Origin of the sequence: Micromonospora sp. NPDC051296 (genome assembly GCF_040682255.1) — a bacterium.
GTDB lineage: Bacteria > Actinomycetota > Actinomycetes > Mycobacteriales > Micromonosporaceae > Micromonospora > Micromonospora craterilacus.
Window position 1 is genome coordinate 1 of the sequence record NZ_JBFBAO010000154.1, and the last position, 14,799, is coordinate 14,799.

12 protein-coding genes, 2 tRNA genes and 1 pseudogene are annotated in these 14,799 nt (G+C 73.1%); 8 read left to right on the forward strand and 7 right to left on the reverse strand.

Annotated elements, in window-relative coordinates; all coding sequences use genetic code 11:
- The 5 genes and pseudogenes from AB0M52_RS17660 to AB0M52_RS17680 all read left to right on the forward strand — a co-directional run.
- A pseudogene (locus tag AB0M52_RS17660) lies at positions 1 to 273 on the forward strand (2-phospho-L-lactate guanylyltransferase); the annotation flags it as partial.
- 17 nt (positions 274 to 290) lie between these two features.
- Positions 291 to 488 (forward strand): cold-shock protein, encoded by a 198-nt coding sequence (locus tag AB0M52_RS17665; protein WP_199523991.1) that lies wholly within the window; start codon positions 291 to 293, stop codon positions 486 to 488.
- A 54-nt stretch (positions 489 to 542) separates the two neighbouring features.
- Positions 543 to 2,840 carry an RNA degradosome polyphosphate kinase gene (locus AB0M52_RS17670; protein WP_363954452.1) on the forward strand — a complete coding sequence of 766 codons (2,298 nt, stop codon included), beginning with the start codon at positions 543 to 545 and terminating at the stop codon, positions 2,838 to 2,840.
- 24 nt (positions 2,841 to 2,864) lie between these two features.
- Entirely contained in the window at positions 2,865 to 4,400 is a 1,536-nt protein-coding gene (locus tag AB0M52_RS17675) for a CYTH and CHAD domain-containing protein (RefSeq protein ID WP_363954454.1), read from the forward strand.
- Positions 4,388 to 5,266: an NUDIX hydrolase gene (locus tag AB0M52_RS17680; protein ID WP_363954456.1), complete on the forward strand. Its 879-nt coding sequence runs from the start codon at positions 4,388 to 4,390 to the stop codon at positions 5,264 to 5,266. Before AB0M52_RS17675 ends, AB0M52_RS17680 begins: the two co-directional genes overlap by 13 nt.
- A gap of 116 nt (positions 5,267 to 5,382) precedes the next feature.
- Here the strand turns inward: AB0M52_RS17680 and AB0M52_RS17685 are convergent, their stop codons facing one another.
- The 4 genes from AB0M52_RS17685 to leuC form a co-directional block, all read right to left on the reverse strand.
- Positions 5,383 to 7,290 carry an endonuclease/exonuclease/phosphatase family protein gene (locus AB0M52_RS17685; protein ID WP_363954458.1) on the reverse strand — a complete coding sequence of 636 codons (1,908 nt, stop codon included), beginning with the start codon at positions 7,288 to 7,290 and terminating at the stop codon, positions 5,383 to 5,385.
- A 151-nt stretch (positions 7,291 to 7,441) separates the two neighbouring features.
- On the reverse strand, positions 7,442 to 8,095 hold the full coding sequence (locus AB0M52_RS17690; protein ID WP_363954472.1) for an HU family DNA-binding protein: 654 nt from the start codon (positions 8,093 to 8,095) through the stop codon (positions 7,442 to 7,444).
- Positions 8,096 to 8,267: 172 nt separating this feature from the next.
- Entirely contained in the window at positions 8,268 to 8,855 is a 588-nt protein-coding gene (leuD, locus tag AB0M52_RS17695; protein ID WP_363954460.1) for a 3-isopropylmalate dehydratase small subunit, read from the reverse strand.
- A 14-nt stretch (positions 8,856 to 8,869) separates the two neighbouring features.
- Entirely contained in the window at positions 8,870 to 10,315 is a 1,446-nt protein-coding gene (leuC, locus tag AB0M52_RS17700; protein WP_363954462.1) for a 3-isopropylmalate dehydratase large subunit, read from the reverse strand.
- 49 nt (positions 10,316 to 10,364) lie between these two features.
- On the opposite strand from leuC, the gene AB0M52_RS17705 reads away from it, so the two are divergent.
- Positions 10,365 to 11,051 (forward strand): IclR family transcriptional regulator, encoded by a 687-nt coding sequence (locus AB0M52_RS17705; RefSeq protein WP_092373513.1) that lies wholly within the window; start codon positions 10,365 to 10,367, stop codon positions 11,049 to 11,051.
- Between the two features lie 80 nt (positions 11,052 to 11,131).
- On the opposite strand, the gene AB0M52_RS17710 is transcribed toward AB0M52_RS17705, so the two are convergent.
- The 3 genes from AB0M52_RS17710 to AB0M52_RS17720 form a co-directional block, all read right to left on the reverse strand.
- Positions 11,132 to 11,207: transfer RNA gene (locus AB0M52_RS17710), tRNA-Glu, on the reverse strand.
- Positions 11,208 to 11,341: 134 nt separating this feature from the next.
- Positions 11,342 to 11,413, reverse strand: a tRNA-Gln gene (locus AB0M52_RS17715).
- 107 nt (positions 11,414 to 11,520) lie between these two features.
- Entirely contained in the window at positions 11,521 to 12,324 is an 804-nt protein-coding gene (locus tag AB0M52_RS17720) for a fumarylacetoacetate hydrolase family protein (protein WP_363954466.1), read from the reverse strand.
- 134 nt (positions 12,325 to 12,458) lie between these two features.
- On the opposite strand from AB0M52_RS17720, the gene AB0M52_RS17725 reads away from it, so the two are divergent.
- Together AB0M52_RS17725 and AB0M52_RS17730 are read left to right on the forward strand one after the other, a co-directional pair.
- Positions 12,459 to 13,748: a hypothetical protein gene (locus tag AB0M52_RS17725; RefSeq protein ID WP_363954468.1), complete on the forward strand. Its 1,290-nt coding sequence runs from the start codon at positions 12,459 to 12,461 to the stop codon at positions 13,746 to 13,748.
- A 33-nt stretch (positions 13,749 to 13,781) separates the two neighbouring features.
- Positions 13,782 to 14,651 (forward strand): 3-methyladenine DNA glycosylase, encoded by an 870-nt coding sequence (locus AB0M52_RS17730; RefSeq protein ID WP_363954470.1) that lies wholly within the window; start codon positions 13,782 to 13,784, stop codon positions 14,649 to 14,651.
- Positions 14,652 to 14,799 lie beyond the last annotated feature (148 nt).

Genomic DNA, 14,799 nt, shown 5'->3' on the forward strand with positions numbered 1-14,799 from the left:
GCGGCGCAGGCCGGCCCGCCGGGCGTACGCCGGTTCGTGGCCGACGCACCGGGCACCGGCACGGTGCTGCTGGCCGCGCCGCCGGGCGTCCCGCTGGACCCGCGGTTCGGGCCTGACTCGGCCGCGGCGCACCTGGCCAGCGGGGCGCACCCGCTGGCCGGAGACTGGCCGAGCCTGCGCCGCGACGTCGACACCGCTGGCGACCTGGCCGCGGCGCTCCGGCTCGGGCTCGGGCCACGCACCGCGGCGCTGGCCGGCTGCCTCGCCCGCTGAGGTGTACGGTGCTGGACATGCAGGGCACGGTGGCGACCTTCGACGCGGCGACCCGCAGCGGGCTGCTGCTGCTCGACGACGGCACCGAGCTGTCCTTCCCCGCTCGGGCGTTCGACGCCTCCGGGCTCCGGCTGCTCCGGCTCGGTCAGCGGGTCCGGGTCGAAACCGACGCCGACGGTGACGTCGTCCGCGTGACGCTGCCGACGATGTCCTGACGTACCCAGCCCAAGTTCATTTTGCGTTAACCGGAATCGGGTGATTATGAGCGGGTGAGCACCCCTCGCGAACGCCCCGCCAGCCCTGCCGGTACCGACGACCCCACCAGCCGCAACGGAGGCCGCCCCCGGGGGGCCGACGGGCGGTTCCAGGCCACCCGACCGATGCCGGACGACGTGGCCGGCACCGACCCGGCGGCCGGCTCGGCCGGCCTGGAGGAGGTGCTGGACCCGGTCGCCGAGCCGGGCCTGCCGGAACCCGCCGAGGACCAGTCGGCGACCGCGCGCCCCCTGCCGGAGGACCGGTTCCTCAACCGGGAGCTGTCCTGGCTCGATTTCAACGCCCGGGTGCTGGCACTGGCCGAGGACCAGCGCAATCCGCTGCTGGAGCGAGCCAAGTTCCTGGCCATCTTCGCCAGCAACCTTGACGAGTTCTACATGGTCCGGGTGGCCGGGCTGAAGCGCCGGCTCTCCGCCGGCCTGCCGGTACGCGGCGGCGACGGGCTGCCGCTGCGTACCCAGTTGGAGCTGATCGCCGAGAAGGCCGCCACCCTGGTGACCCGGCACGCCGCCTGCTCCGTCGACGACGTGCTGCCGAAGCTGGCCGCCGAGGACATCCGGGTGCTGCGCTGGGCCGACCTCGGCGACGCCGAGCGGGAGCGGCTGCGTGCCTACTTCCGGGAGCAGATCTTCCCGGTGCTCACCCCGCTCGCGGTCGACCCGGCCCACCCCTTCCCGTACATTTCGGGCCGGTCGCTCAACCTGGCCGTGTCGGTACGCGACCCGGACGGCGGGCCCGAACTGTTCGCCCGGGTGAAGGTGCCGAACAACGTGCCCCGGTTCGTCCGGGTCGACCGGGACCAGCCCGGGGTCCGCATGCTGCCGGTGGAGGACCTCATCTCGGTCCACCTCGGCCAGCTCTTCTCCGGCATGCAGGTGGTCGAGTGCCACCTGTTCCGGGTCACCCGCAACGCCGAGGTGGAGGTGGACGAGGATCGCGACGAGGACCTGCTCCAGGCCCTGGAGCGGGAGCTGGCCCGCCGGCGGTTCGGCCCGCCGGTGCGGCTGGAGGTGGCCGCGTCGATCTCCGACCACATGCTGGAGCTGCTCGTCCGGGAGCTGGACATGGACACCCAGGACGTGCTGCGGGTCCGCGGCCTGCTCGACCTCTCCGCCCTGTGGCAGTTGTACGGCGAGGCCGACCGGCCCGACCTGAAGGACCCGCCGTTCGTCCCGGCCACCCACCCCCGGCTCACCGAGGGCGAGGTGCCGCGCAGCGTCTTCGCCACCCTGCGCGACGGGGACGTGCTGGTGCACCACCCGTACCACTCGTTCGCCACCAGCGTGCAGCGCTTCGTCGAGCAGGCTGCGGCCGACCCCAACGTGCTGGCCATCAAGCAGACGCTCTACCGCACCAGCGGCGACTCGCCGATCGTGGACGCACTGGTCGACGCCGCCGCCGCCGGCAAGCAGGTGGTGGTGCTGGTGGAGCTGAAGGCCCGCTTCGACGAGGTGGCCAACATCGGCTGGGCCCGGACCCTGGAACGCGCCGGCTGCCACGTGGTCTACGGCCTGGTCGGTCTCAAGACGCACTGCAAGACCGCCCTGGTGGTACGCCAGGAGGGCAACCAGATCCGACGCTACTGCCACATCGGCACCGGCAACTACCACCCGAAGACCGCGCGGCTCTACGAGGACTTCGGCATGCTCACCGCCGACCCGGAGATCGGCGCCGACCTGACCGACCTGTTCAACGTGCTCACCGGCTACAGCCGGCAGACCGCGTACCGGCGGCTGCTGGTGGCGCCGCAGGGCATCCGCAGCGGCCTGATCGAGCGGATCGAACGCGAGATCGCGCACGTCCGGCTCGGCATGCCGGGGCTCGTGCAGTTCAAGGTGAACGCGCTGGTCGACGAGGAGATCACCGACGCGCTGTACCGGGCGTCCCGAGCTGGCGTGCACGTCGATCTGATCATCCGGGGGATGTGCACGCTACGTCCGGGGGTGCCCGGTCTGTCAGAGAACATCCGGGTCCGTTCGATCCTCGGCCGGTTCCTGGAACACTCCCGGGTCTTCCGCTTCGGCAACAACGGCGACGCCGAGTTCTGGATCGGCTCGGCCGACCTGATGCACCGCAACCTGGACCGGCGGGTCGAGGCGCTGGTCCAGGTGAGCGACCCGGTGGCGCGGGCCGAGCTGGACCAGGTCCTCGGCGCCGCGATGAGCCCCGACATCGACGCGTTCGAGCTGAGCGGCGACGGCACCTGGACCCGGCGTACCGGTACCCCGGAGGCGCCACTGGCCCACCTGCAGAACATGCTGCTGCGTCGCGTCGGCAGTACGGCCGGCTGAGCGGCGCGGGAATAGGCTGGGCAGATGGTCGAGGAGGAACGGAAGTTCGCCGTGCAGCCCGAGTGGCTCCTGCCCGACCTCTCCCCCGCCGCCCCGGCCGGCGCGACGGTCCGCGTTCGGCCGCCGGCGACCCTCGTCGCCACCTACCTCGACACGGTTGACCTGCGGCTGGCCCGGGCCGGCGTGTCGCTGCGCCACCGCCAGGGTGACGAGCTGCCATGGACGGTGAAGCTGCCGACCGACAGCCCCGGCATCCGGCACGAGATCTCCCGGGCGGGCCCGGCCGGCCCGGTGCCGCCGGCGGAGCTGGTCGAGCTGGTCACCGTCTTCCACCGGGGCGCACCGCTGGCCCCGGTGGCGGTGGTCCGCACCGTCCGGCACGGTCACGACATCGTGGACCACGCCGGCACGGTGCTCGCCGAGGTGGTCGATGACCGGGTCACCGTGCTCGACGCCGACGGCGCCAGCACGGGCGGCTTCCGCGAGGTCGAGGTGGAACGCGGGGCCGGCGAGCGCGACCTGCTCGACCGGATCGGCGAGCTGCTCCGGGCGGCGGGCGCGCGCGGCGGCGACTTCACCCCGAAACACGTACGCGCGCTCGGCCGGGCGGCCACCGGCGAGCCGGACCTGGTGGCCCCCGCCGACCTGCCGGCCGACCCCAGCGCTGCGGCGGTGGTCACCGAGGCGGTCCGCCGCGAGGCGGGCCGGCTGCTGGCACACGATCCGCTGGTCCGGCTGCGCGCGCCGGTCGGCAACGACGACACCGCCGTACACCAGATGCGGGTAGCCTGCCGGCGGCTGCGCAGCGACCTGAAGACCTTCGGCCCGCTGGTCCGTCCCGCCTGGGCCCGGCCGCTGCGGGCCGAGCTGAAGTGGCTGGCGGACGCGCTGGGCGCGGCCCGGGACGCGGAGGTGCTGCGGGAACGGCTGCGCCGCACCGCAGCGGCGGACCCGGTCAGCCCGGTCGACCCGGCGGCGGTCGACCGGCTGGACGCGGTGCTGGCCGGCTGGCAGGAGGAGGCCCTGGCCGCCGTCGACGACGCGCTGCGCTCACCCCGGTACCTGGCCCTGGTGGACGCGCTGGTGCTGGCCGCCCGCGCGCCACGGCTCACGCCACGGGCGGACGCGCCGGCCCGCCGGGTGCTGCCCCGGCTGGTGGCCCGCCCATGGCGGCAACTGGCCGGCACGGCGAGCAGGCCGGGCGGCGTCGCAACGCTCGACCCGGCCGGGCCCGACGAGCAGTGGCACGCCGTACGTAAGCAGGGCAAGCAGGCCCGATCGGCGGTCACCGCGGTCGCCCCGGTGCTCGGCGGCGACGCGGCGAAGCTGGCCCGGGCGCTGGCGAAGGTGCAGAACCTGCTCGGCGAGCACCAGGACGCCGCGGTGGCCGCGGAGACCTGGCGGGCGGTGGCCGAGGAGCGGCCCGCCGACCACCAGCTGGCGGTGGCCGCCGGTCGGCTGCTGGAGCGCGAGCGGGCCGCCGTACGCCGGGTCCGGGCGGACTTCCCGTACGCCTGGCGGCGGGCCACCCGGCGGCGCCGGACCCGGTGGCTGGCGTGACCGCGATCCGGGCGGCCGGCGGGGTGGTGTGGCGGCGGACCACGAACGGCGGTTGCCAGGTGTGCCTGGTGCACCGCCCCCGGTACGGGGACTGGTCACTGCCGAAGGGCAAGCTGGAACCGGGCGAGCATCCACTGCTCGCCGCCGCCCGGGAGGTCGCCGAGGAGGCCGACGCCCAGGCGGTGCCCGAGCTACGGCTGCCGACCGTGCAGTACCGCAGCGAGGGCCGGCTCAAGCTGGTCGACTACTGGTCCATGCGGGCGGTGGGCACCGGCGGGTTCGAGCCCGACACCGAGGTCGACGAGGTGCGTTGGTTGGCCGTGGACGAGGCGATGCAGCTGGTCAGCTACCCACACGACGCGGAGGTGCTGGCCGCGTTCGCCGCACTGCCCCGGGTCACCGCGACGATGGTGCTGGTCCGGCACGGGCACGCCGGCAATCGACTGGCCTGGTCCGGTCCGGACGCGGGACGGCCGCTGGACGCCCGGGGCTGGTCCGAGGCGTACGCGTTGGCGCCACTGATCGCGCTGATCCGCCCGGCCCGGCTGCTCTCCGCGTCGCCGCGCCGGTGCGTGCAGACCCTCGACCCGGCCGCCGCGTCGCTGGACCTGCCGATCGAGGTGAGCGGCGACCTCGACGAGCCGCGCGCCGGCCAGCAGCCCGACGAGTGTGTACTGGCCGCCGCGGCGCGGCTGACCGCGCTGGCGGCGGCCGGCGAGCCGGTCGCCGTGTGCAGTCAGGGCAAGGTGATCCCGGGTGCCCTGGAACGGCTCGCCGGGCAGTGCGCCGACTACACCACCGGCAAGGGCGGCGGCTGGCTGCTCGCCTTCACCGGCGACCGACTCATCGCCGCCGACCGACTCTGAGGGGCTTCATCCGGGGAGCGGGAAGAGAAGCACCGCACCGGCGCCTTTGCTCTGCCTCAACCCGCGCAACGGTCACCAGCGACAGCCGTTGCGTCCGTTGAGCCAGAGCAAAGGGGCTACGCCCTGGTCGGCAGGGTGAGGGTGACGGCGACCGGCAGGTGGTCGCTGGCGGTGCTGCGCACCGCGACGGGATCGGTGGCGACCAGGCCGGGTGAGACGAAGATGTGGTCGATCTGCTCCCGCGGGTCGTCGGCCGGGCTGGTGGGCAGCGGACGCACGGACGCGAACGCGTCGACCAGGCCGGCGTCGGTGAGCGCGGTGAACGCCGGGTCGCCCGGCTCGGTGTTGAAGTCACCGGCGACCACCAGCGGCACACCGTCGGCGTACCCGGTGGCGAACTCGGCGACGGCGCGGGCCTGGACGACCGGATCCTCGCCGGGCGGTGGTTGCAGGTGGGTGCTCACCACGGCCAGCCGTACGCCGTCGCTGAAGTCGACCGTGACGCCGAGCGCCTGCGCCCCGGTGGGTGCGCCCACGGCGGGCAGCGGGCGGGTCCGGGCCCGCTGCACCGGCCAGCGGCTGAGCACCGCGTCGCCCCAGAGCGGGCCGGCGGCCGGCGCGAAGACGTAGGGCATCTCCAGCCGGGCGGCGAGCAGGTGCAGGGTGTCGTGGCCGCCGTTGAGCAGCCAGCCCCGGTCGACCTCGCTGAGCAGCACCACGTCGGCCCGGCCGACCGCGCGGTCGAGGGCGGCCAGGTCGAGCCGGCCGTCGAGGCCGAAGCCCATCCGAATGTTGTACGCCACCAGCCGTACCTGCTCCGGCGGCCCCTCCCGGTTGCTCGCCACCAGCCACGGCCCGTGCGCCCACGCGGCGGCGAAGGCGACGAGGGCGGCCAGCACCGCCACCGGCCCCGCGGGCAGCCCCGCCGTGCCGGGGGGTTCCGCCGCGACCTGCGGCGTCCGGAGGCGGCCACCCGACGCGACCACGCCGGTCAGGGCGGCCACCACGGCGGGCAGCCAGCCGTTGGGGTACCCGAGGTCGTAGGCGGCGTAGTACAGCACCGACACGACGGCGAAGACGAGCATCCCGCCGACCGCCGCGTACGCCCGCCGGGACGCGGCCCGTCCGGTGCCGTCGGCGGCATCCGGTGCGGTGCCGGCCAGGGCGAGGCAGCCGCCCAGGCCCGCCGCGGCGAGCAGCATGGCGATGGTGAGCAGCGGCGGTGGCCCGTACCCGAACAGCAGGGCACCGGCCAGCAGCGACACCGGCGGCAGCAGGCGCCACCGGAGGCGGGGTGGGGTCAGCGCGCCGAACACGAACAGCGCCACCGCCATGGCAAGGGGGGCCAGCGCGAACGGGGGTGGTCCGGCGGTTCCGGACTCGCCGTACCAGAACGACATCGCGGTGCTGGCGACCGCCGGTGACAGCGCGACCATGCCGCCAAGCAGCAGCGCCGGCCCGGCAAGTAGCCAGGCCCGGCCGCCCGACGCCGAGGCCGTCGGCCCCGGGCCGCGGGCGGCAGCAACCTCCCCGCCGACCAGCAGCGCCACCAGCCCGACGCTGATCGCCCACGCCTCCCACCGATCCCACCAGACCACGTCGTGCATGCCGAACAGGGCGTGCCCGAGCGCGCCGGCAGTCAGCCCGAGCGCCAGCCCGGGCACCGGTCGCGCGACCCGGGCCGCGGTGGCGGCCAGCCACACCAGACCGGCCAGCAGGCCGGCGGTGGCCAGCCAGAGCTGTGTCCGGCCGCCAGGCCCAGCGGTGAGGGCGAGCCGGGCGGCGCCCAGCACCACTGCCGCCGCGAGGCCGACGGGGCGGGCGCCGACCCGCCCGATGAGCGCCGGCGCGGCGAGCGCGAGCACGAACCAGCCGAGCGCGAACGCCCCGAGCAACTCGGCCGGCGTCGACGCGGCCTGCCCGAAAATGGTGATGACCGACGGCAGGAAGACTCGGAGGACATCCACCAGAACGACGACGCCGAAGGCCAGGATGGCGGTACTGAGGTGGCGGTGGCGCAGCACGGTACCTCTTTCGCCGAGGGGTGGTGCGGCGATTCTGGGTGCCTGGCGCCGCCCGGGTCAACGATCCGCTTCCCTTGCGACAGGCCGCGGGTACGCAGAACACGTCGAAGGCGCCCGCCGCAGTGGCGGGCGCCTTCGACGTACGGCCGGCTCAGCGCCGGGTTGCCGCCTTCTTGGCCGGCGCCTTCTTCGCCGGGGCCTTCTTGGCCGTCGCGGTCTTCTTGGCCGCGGTGGCCTTGGTCGCCGCGGCGGTCTTCTTCGCCGGGGCGGTCTTCTTGGCCGCGGTGGTCTTCTTGGTCGCGGTGGTCTTGGTCGCCTTGGTCGCAGTGGTCTTCTTGGCCGCCGCGGTCTTCGTCGCGGTGGTCTTCTTCGCCGCCGCGGTCTTCGTGGCCGCTGCGGTCTTCGTCGCGGCGGTCTTCTTCGCGGCGGTCGCCTTCGCGGCGGTCGCCTTCGCACCGGTCGCCTTCGCACCGGTGGTCTTGGCGGCGGCCGCGGCGATCTTCTTCGCCGCCGCCGTGGCCTTCGGCACCTTGCCGCTGGCCACCATCTCCTTGAACCCGGCGCCCGGGCGGAAGGTCGGAACCGATGTCTTCTTGACCTTCACCGCCTCACCCGTACGCGGGTTGCGGGCTGTTCGGGCGCCCCGTACACGCTTCTCGAACGCTCCGAAACCGGTGATTGCCACCTTCTCGCCCTTGGTAACCGCCGCCTGGACCTCAGCGAGGACGGCGTCGAGCGCGGCCGTCGCCGTCTTCCGGTCCCCCAGGCGAACGGCGAGCGCCTCGATGAGCTCGGCCTTGTTCACGACTTCCTCCTGATTGTGCAACTGACTCGACGCGAGCCATTCTGCGCGCACGGTATGCCCTGTGCTGCCGGGACACAAACATTCGGTGGAAAAAAGCCCTTGTGTCGTAACGGATTCGCCCCCACCGGTGGCACCGGTGGGGGCGAAATCGGCTGCGGACCGAGGCGAACGGCTACGCGACCCGGGGCAGGAAGGGCGGCCGGGTGGCCTCGAAGGCGCCGATCTGCGGCTCGTGCCGGAGGGTGAGTCCAATGTCGTCCAAGCCCTCCATCAGCCGCCAGCGGCTGAAGTTGTCCAGCGGGAACGACCAGGTGGAGCCGCCGGCCTGGACCTGCCGGGCGGTCAGGTCGACGGTGACCGCGGTGGTCGGGTCGGACTCGACCAGACCCCAGATCTGCTCGACGGCTTTCAATTCCAGCTCGACCGGAAGCAGACCTTCCTTGAGCGCGTTGCCCCGGAAGATGTCACCGAAGCGGGGCGAGATCACCACCCGGAAGCCGAAGTCGCGCAACGCCCACACGGCGTGCTCCCGGGACGACCCGGTGCCGAACTCCGGCCCGGCCACCAGAATCGACGCGCCCGAATATGATTGATCGTTGAGTACGAATCCCGGATCCTCCCGCCACGCGCTGAACAACCCATCGGCGAAACCGGTTCGGGTCACCCGCTTGAGGTACACGGCCGGGATGATCTGGTCGGTGTCCACGTCGGACCGACGCAGCGGCACGACTGTGCCGGTGTGCACGGTGAACTTGTCCATCTGTCGCAGCCCTTCTACAGGTCGGCGGGGGCGGCCAGCCGGCCGGTCACGGCGGTGGCGGCGGCGACCGGCGGGCTCACCAGGTGGGTACGCCCACCCCGGCCCTGACGGCCCTCGAAGTTCCGGTTTGAGGTCGAGGCCGAGCGCTGCCCCGGGGAGAGCGTGTCCGGGTTCATGCCCAGACACATGGAGCAGCCGGCGAACCGCCACTCGGCACCGGCGTCGGTGAAGACCTTGTCCAGCCCCTCGGCCTCGGCGGCCTCGCGGACGGCGGCGGAGCCGGGCACCACCAGCATGCGTACGCCGTCGGCGACCTGGTGGCCGCGTAGCACGTCGGCGGCGGCCCGCAGGTCCTCCAGCCGGCCGTTGGTGCAGGAACCGACGAACACCACGTCGACGGCGAGGTCGCGCAGCGGCGTGCCCGGGCGCAGGTCCATGTACTGGAGTGCGCGGCGGGCGGCGGCCCGCTCCGGCTCGGTGCCGAAGTCGTCCGGGTCCGGCACCACAGCGCCCAGCGGCGCGCCCTGTCCGGGGTTGGTGCCCCAGGTGACGAACGGCGCGATCTCGGCGGCGTCCAGGGTCACCTCGGCGTCGAAGGTGGCGCCCTCGTCGGTGGGCAGCGTCCGCCAGTAGGCGACCGCCGCGTCCCAGTCGGCGCCGGTCGGGGCGTTCGGCCGCCCCTGCAGGTACGCGAAGGTGGTCTCGTCCGGCGCGATCATGCCGGCCTTGGCGCCCCATTCGATGGACATGTTGGCGATGGTCATCCGCCCTTCCATGGACAGCGCCCGGATCGCCTCACCGCGGTACTCCACGATGTGCCCGCGTCCGCCACCGGTGCCGACCTTGGCGATCAGGGCGAGCACCAGATCCTTCGCGGTGACGCCGGGGCCGAGCCGGCCGTTCACGGTGACCGCCATCGTCTTCGGTCGGGCCTGCGGCAGCGTCTGGGTGGCCAGCACGTGCTCGACCTCGCTGGTGCCGATGCCGAACGCCAGGGCCCCGAACGCGCCGTGGGTCGCGGTGTGCGAGTCGCCGCAGACGATGGTCATGCCGGGCTGGGTGAGGCCGAGCTGCGGGCCGATGACGTGCACGATTCCCTGGTTCTCGTCGCCCAGCGGGTGCAGCTTCACGCCGAACTCGGCACAGTTGCGGCGCAGCGTCTCGATCTGGGTCCGCGAGGTGGGGTCGGCGATCGTGAGCAGGTCGCCACGGCGCGACTGGAACGAGGGGTCGGCGTACCCGGTCGGGGTGTTGTGATCCTCGGTCGCGAGCGTGAGGTCGGTACGGCGCACCTGGCGGCCGGCGAGCCGCAGCCCGTCGAACGCCTGCGGGCTGGTCACCTCGTGCAGCAGGTGCAGGTCGATGAAGAGCAGATCGGGCTCACCATCGGCGGACCGGACGACGTGCGCGTCCCAGACCTTCTCGGCCAGGGTCCTCGACTCAGGAGTGACTCCCACCATCTGGACATCCTAAATTCTGGGAGGTAAATTTCGGCTTGTGGGACACAGTATGAGCGGTGTCGGCGTTCTCGACAAGGCGGTGGTCATCCTGGCCGCCTGTGTCGACGGCGCCAGCCTGGCCGAACTCGTTGAACGCACCAAGCTGCCCCGGGCCACGGCGCACCGGCTGGCGCAGGCGTTGGAGATCCATCGGATGCTGGTCCGGGACACCCAGGGCCGCTGGCGTCCCGGTCCGCGCCTCGGCGAACTGGCCAACGCGGCGCCGGACGTGCTGCTGACGGCGGCCGAGCCGCTGCTGGCCGCGCTGCGCGACGCCACCGGCGAGAGCGCCCAGCTCTACCTGCGCCGAGCGGACGAACGGATCTGCGTGGCCGCCGCCGAACGGGCCAGCGGGCTGCGCGACACCGTCCCGGTGGGCTCGGTGCTGCCGATGATCGCCGGCTCGGCGGCGCAGATCCTGCTCGCCTGGGAGCCGCCGGAGGCGGTGATGCCGCTACTGCCCCGCTCGAAGTTCACCGGCCGCACCCTGGCCGAGGTACGCCGCCGAGGCTGGGCCCAGAGCGTGGCCGAACGGGAGGCGGGTGTGGCCAGCGTCTCCGCCCCGATCCGCGACCGCACCGGCCGGGTCATCGCCGCCATCAGCATCTCCGGCCCGATCGAACGCCTCGGCCGCCGCCCCGGCGAACGCCACGCCATGGCCGTCGTAAGAGCCGGCCAACGCCTCTCCGGCCTCTAGCCCCACCCACCCCCAAACCTCCATGGAGAGTGAAGGAGATGGAAAAGCCCGCCGGGCCGGAGGCGCGGCGGGCTTTGGTGTGGTAGCCCCGACCGGATTCGAACCGGCGCTACCGCCTTGAGAGGGCGGCGTCCTGGGCCGCTAGACGACGGGGCCAGAACCTATTGCGACACCACCGTGCGGTGGTGTCGCCGAACTCTACCAGACCTAGCGACCGAACCCCTTTCGGAGCACCGGTGCTGAACTCCACCAGAATCCAGCGACCTCGATTCTTACGAATCTCGGTTGCGCTGGGGTACCAGGACTCGAACCTAGACTAACTGAACCAGAATCAGTTGGGCTGCCAATTACCCCATACCCCATTGGCCCCTTGCGGCGCCGGGATCAAACTCTACCCTCCCGGCACCGACGGGCCAAATCGAGTTCCGGAAACCGCCCTTGAGCTGCGGAAACAGGGACTCTGACCGGATCAGGTGGCCGACACGACCGGGTTGGTCAACTCGCCGATCCCCTCGATCCGAACAGTCACCGTATCCCCCTCCGTGAGCGGGCTAACCCCCGCCGGCGTACCGGTCAGCACCACGTCGCCGGGCAGCAGCGTCATCACATGCGAGACGTACGACACCAGGGCCGGCACGTCGAAGACCATGTCCCGGGTCCGGCCCAGCTGACGGACCTCCATCTCCTCCGGGTCGCGCCCCACCTCGCAGCGGATCTCCAGGTCGGTGACGTCGAGGCCGGTGGTGATCCACGGCCCGATCGGGCAGAACGAGTCGAAACCCTTGGCCCGGGTCCACTGGCTGTCGGCCCGCTGGAGGTCCCGGGCGGTGATGTCGTTGGCGCAGGTGTAGCCGAAGATGGCCCGCTCCGCCGCGGCCCGGTCCGCCCGGCGGGCACCCGGAGCACCGATCACCACCGCCAGTTCCGCCTCGTGCTCGACCTGCTTGCTGAACTCCGGGAGCCGGATCGCGTCCCGGGGACCGATGACGGAGGTGGAGGGCTTGAGGAAGAGCAGCGGCTCCTTCGGCACCTCGTTGCCGTGTTCGGCGGCGTGCTCGGCGTAGTTACGACCGACGCAGACCACCTTGCTGGGCAGGATCGGCGAGAGCAGCCGAACGTCGGACAGCGCCCATCGGACGCCACTGAAACTGATCTGGCCGAACGGGTGGCCCGAGATCTCGGCGATGGTGAGCCCCTGCGGGCCCGCCTCCGGCTCCCCCTCGACGACCCCGAACGACATTCCCTTGGCATGAGCGAAACGAGCGATACGCACCAGGCCAATCTAGTCCGGCCCGGGGAGCGGGTGCCGCAGCTTACCCGTGACGATCACCGGTGGGGCCGGATTCGCCGCTTCGTACCCGCACGACGTGACCCCGCACCTAGCGTCGGCTGCGGAGGTTCGTTCGTATGCCTGCATCGACACGACACCACAGGACCCTCGCGGCGATCGTGCACTGCGTCGGTTTCCTCACCGCCCTGCCGCTGCTGCCGGCGGCCACCACCGCGGACGCCGCAGCGGCCGGCCGGCCCCACGCGGCAGCGGCGTCGCCCGAGCCCACCATGCCGTCGGCGCCGCCGGCGGTGCCAACCCCGACCCGGGTCGCCTCGCCGGCCGCCAAGCCGCAGATCAGCGTGGCGGTCGCGGCGGGGAGCACCGCCGAGCCCGGGTATCGCATCGAGGTACGCAACGGCAGCAACGCCCCGGTGGACACCACCGTGCGTCAGGAGTTGCCGCAGGGCGTCTCGGCGACCACGATCAGCAACGGCGGCCGGGAGGTACGCCCCGGCGGCTCGACGGCGACCGAGGTGACCTGGCGGCTCAAGCTGCCGCCACGCAGCACCACCACGCTGGGCACCACGCTCAGCACCGCCGCGGCGCAGCAGCCGCTGACCGCGCCGGCGTGCGCGTTCGCCAGCGACGGCCGGCAGCCGTACGACTGCGCGACCGCCACCTGGACGGCCCCGCAGGCCGCGACCCAAGAGACCCGGGAGCCGACGGGGTGGCGTCGTCAGGCACCCGCGCTGCTGGCCGGCGCGGTCGCGCTGCTGGTGCTCAGCGTCGTCGGGCTCGTCGCCTGGCGACGGCACCGGCGGCGGCCGGTCGCCGCCGCGCTGGCGTCGGACGGGCCGGGCACGGTCTATCCCCGCCCGGCCACGCCCCGCTCGCCGGCCCGCCGGCGCACCCCGCCGATCTGGCTGATCGTGCCGGTGGCCGCGACGGTGCTGGCCGGCACGGTGGGCGCGGCCGCCTGGACCGCCACCCAGCGGGTCACCGAGATCGACACCGACAGCCAGCCGACCAGCGGCGCCTGGAAGGGCAAAGGGGTGACCGGTGGGCTCGGTGTGCCGCTGCGCGAGGACGCGTTCGAGTTCACCGTCTACCGGATGATCTGCGAACCGGGCCAGGGCGCGCGGCAGTGCCAGGCGACCGTCGGGGTACGCAACCTCACCCCGGAGCATCAGAGCTGGCACGGCAAGCTGCAACGGGCGTACCTGGCGAACGGCAACTGGGTCACCACCGACGAGTTGGCCACCCGGGGGGCGAACCAGGGGCGGGACGTCTTCGCCGAGCCGATGGCCGCGGGCAGCCGCCTGGTGCTGCCGCTGGTCTTCACCGTCAACGGCCGCGAGGCGCCGCAGCTGCTGGAGTTGCGCAGTGGCGTCTTCTCCGCCGGGGTGCGGGTGGACGTGCCCTGACCGGCGGGCGGGCGGCGGTCGTACCCTTGGTCCGTGACCGCCGCCCTCGCTCCCGCCGTGCTCGACGCGGCTGCCTGGGGGCCCCGCCGCCGGGCCCACGAGGAGCGGGTGGACGCCTGGCTCACCCCTCACCTGGCCCGCCGCCGCCGTGCCGAGAAGCACCCGGTGGAGGACTTCCTCTTCACCTACTACTCATGCCGGCCGGCTCAGCTGCGGCGGTGGCATCCGGGCGCGGGGGTGGTGCTGCGGGACGCCGATCCCGCCGACTTCGGCCCGGACTACCACGCCCTCCCCGTCGGGGTCACCCTCGACACCGACGCGGTACGCGCCCGGCGCGCCGACTCGGTGCGCTGGATCACGGCTCTGCTGGCTGCGACCGCGGGGCGGCCGACGCACCTGGGCTGCTTCGGGATGCACGAGTGGGCGATGGTCTACCGGCAGAGCCAGCAGGAGGTCCGGCACAACGCCTGGCCGCTGCGGCTGACCCCGGAGCGCACCGCCGCAGTCGTCGAGGAGCGCGGCGTACGGTGCAGCCACTTCGACGCGTACCGCTTCTTCACCGCGCCGGCCCGGCCGCTCAACGTGCTGCGCCCGACGCGGGAGACGCAGCACGCCCAGGAGCAGCCGGGCTGCCTACACGCCAACATGGACCTGTACAAGTGGGCGTACAAGCTCTCCCCACTGGTGCCGTCGGAACTCGTCGCCGACTGTTTCGCCCTGGCCCGGCAAATCCGCACGCTGGACATGCGGGCTTCGCCGTACGACCTCGCCGACCTGGGCTATCCGCCCGTCCGGGTGGAGACCGTCGACGGCCGGCACGAGTACGTCCAGGCACAGCGGGAGTTCGCCGAGCGGGCCGGTGTGCTGCGGGCCCGCCTGCTGGCCGCGCTCCCCGCCGCCTGAGACACGAACCCGGCCAGGGGCGCGGAGCCGGGGTCGGGTCCGCGCGCGGACCCGACCCCATTGCGAAGTCGCTCAACATCGGTGAGCCACTTCGCAATGGGGTCAGGGGCAGGAGGTCCTCGATCGTCTGCTTGCGGCTCACTGCTGC

Coding starts and splice junctions, on each gene's coding strand:
- AB0M52_RS17665 (WP_199523991.1), top strand. CDS start 291: ATGCAGGGCACGGTGGCGACCTTCGACGCGGCGACCCGCAGCGGGCTG.
- AB0M52_RS17675 (WP_363954454.1), top strand. CDS start 2,865: ATGGTCGAGGAGGAACGGAAGTTCGCCGTGCAGCCCGAGTGGCTCCTG.
- leuD (WP_363954460.1), bottom strand. CDS start 8,855: ATGGACAAGTTCACCGTGCACACCGGCACAGTCGTGCCGCTGCGTCGG.
- leuC (WP_363954462.1), bottom strand. CDS start 10,315: ATGGTGGGAGTCACTCCTGAGTCGAGGACCCTGGCCGAGAAGGTCTGG.
- AB0M52_RS17705 (WP_092373513.1), top strand. CDS start 10,365: ATGAGCGGTGTCGGCGTTCTCGACAAGGCGGTGGTCATCCTGGCCGCC.
- AB0M52_RS17725 (WP_363954468.1), top strand. CDS start 12,459: ATGCCTGCATCGACACGACACCACAGGACCCTCGCGGCGATCGTGCAC.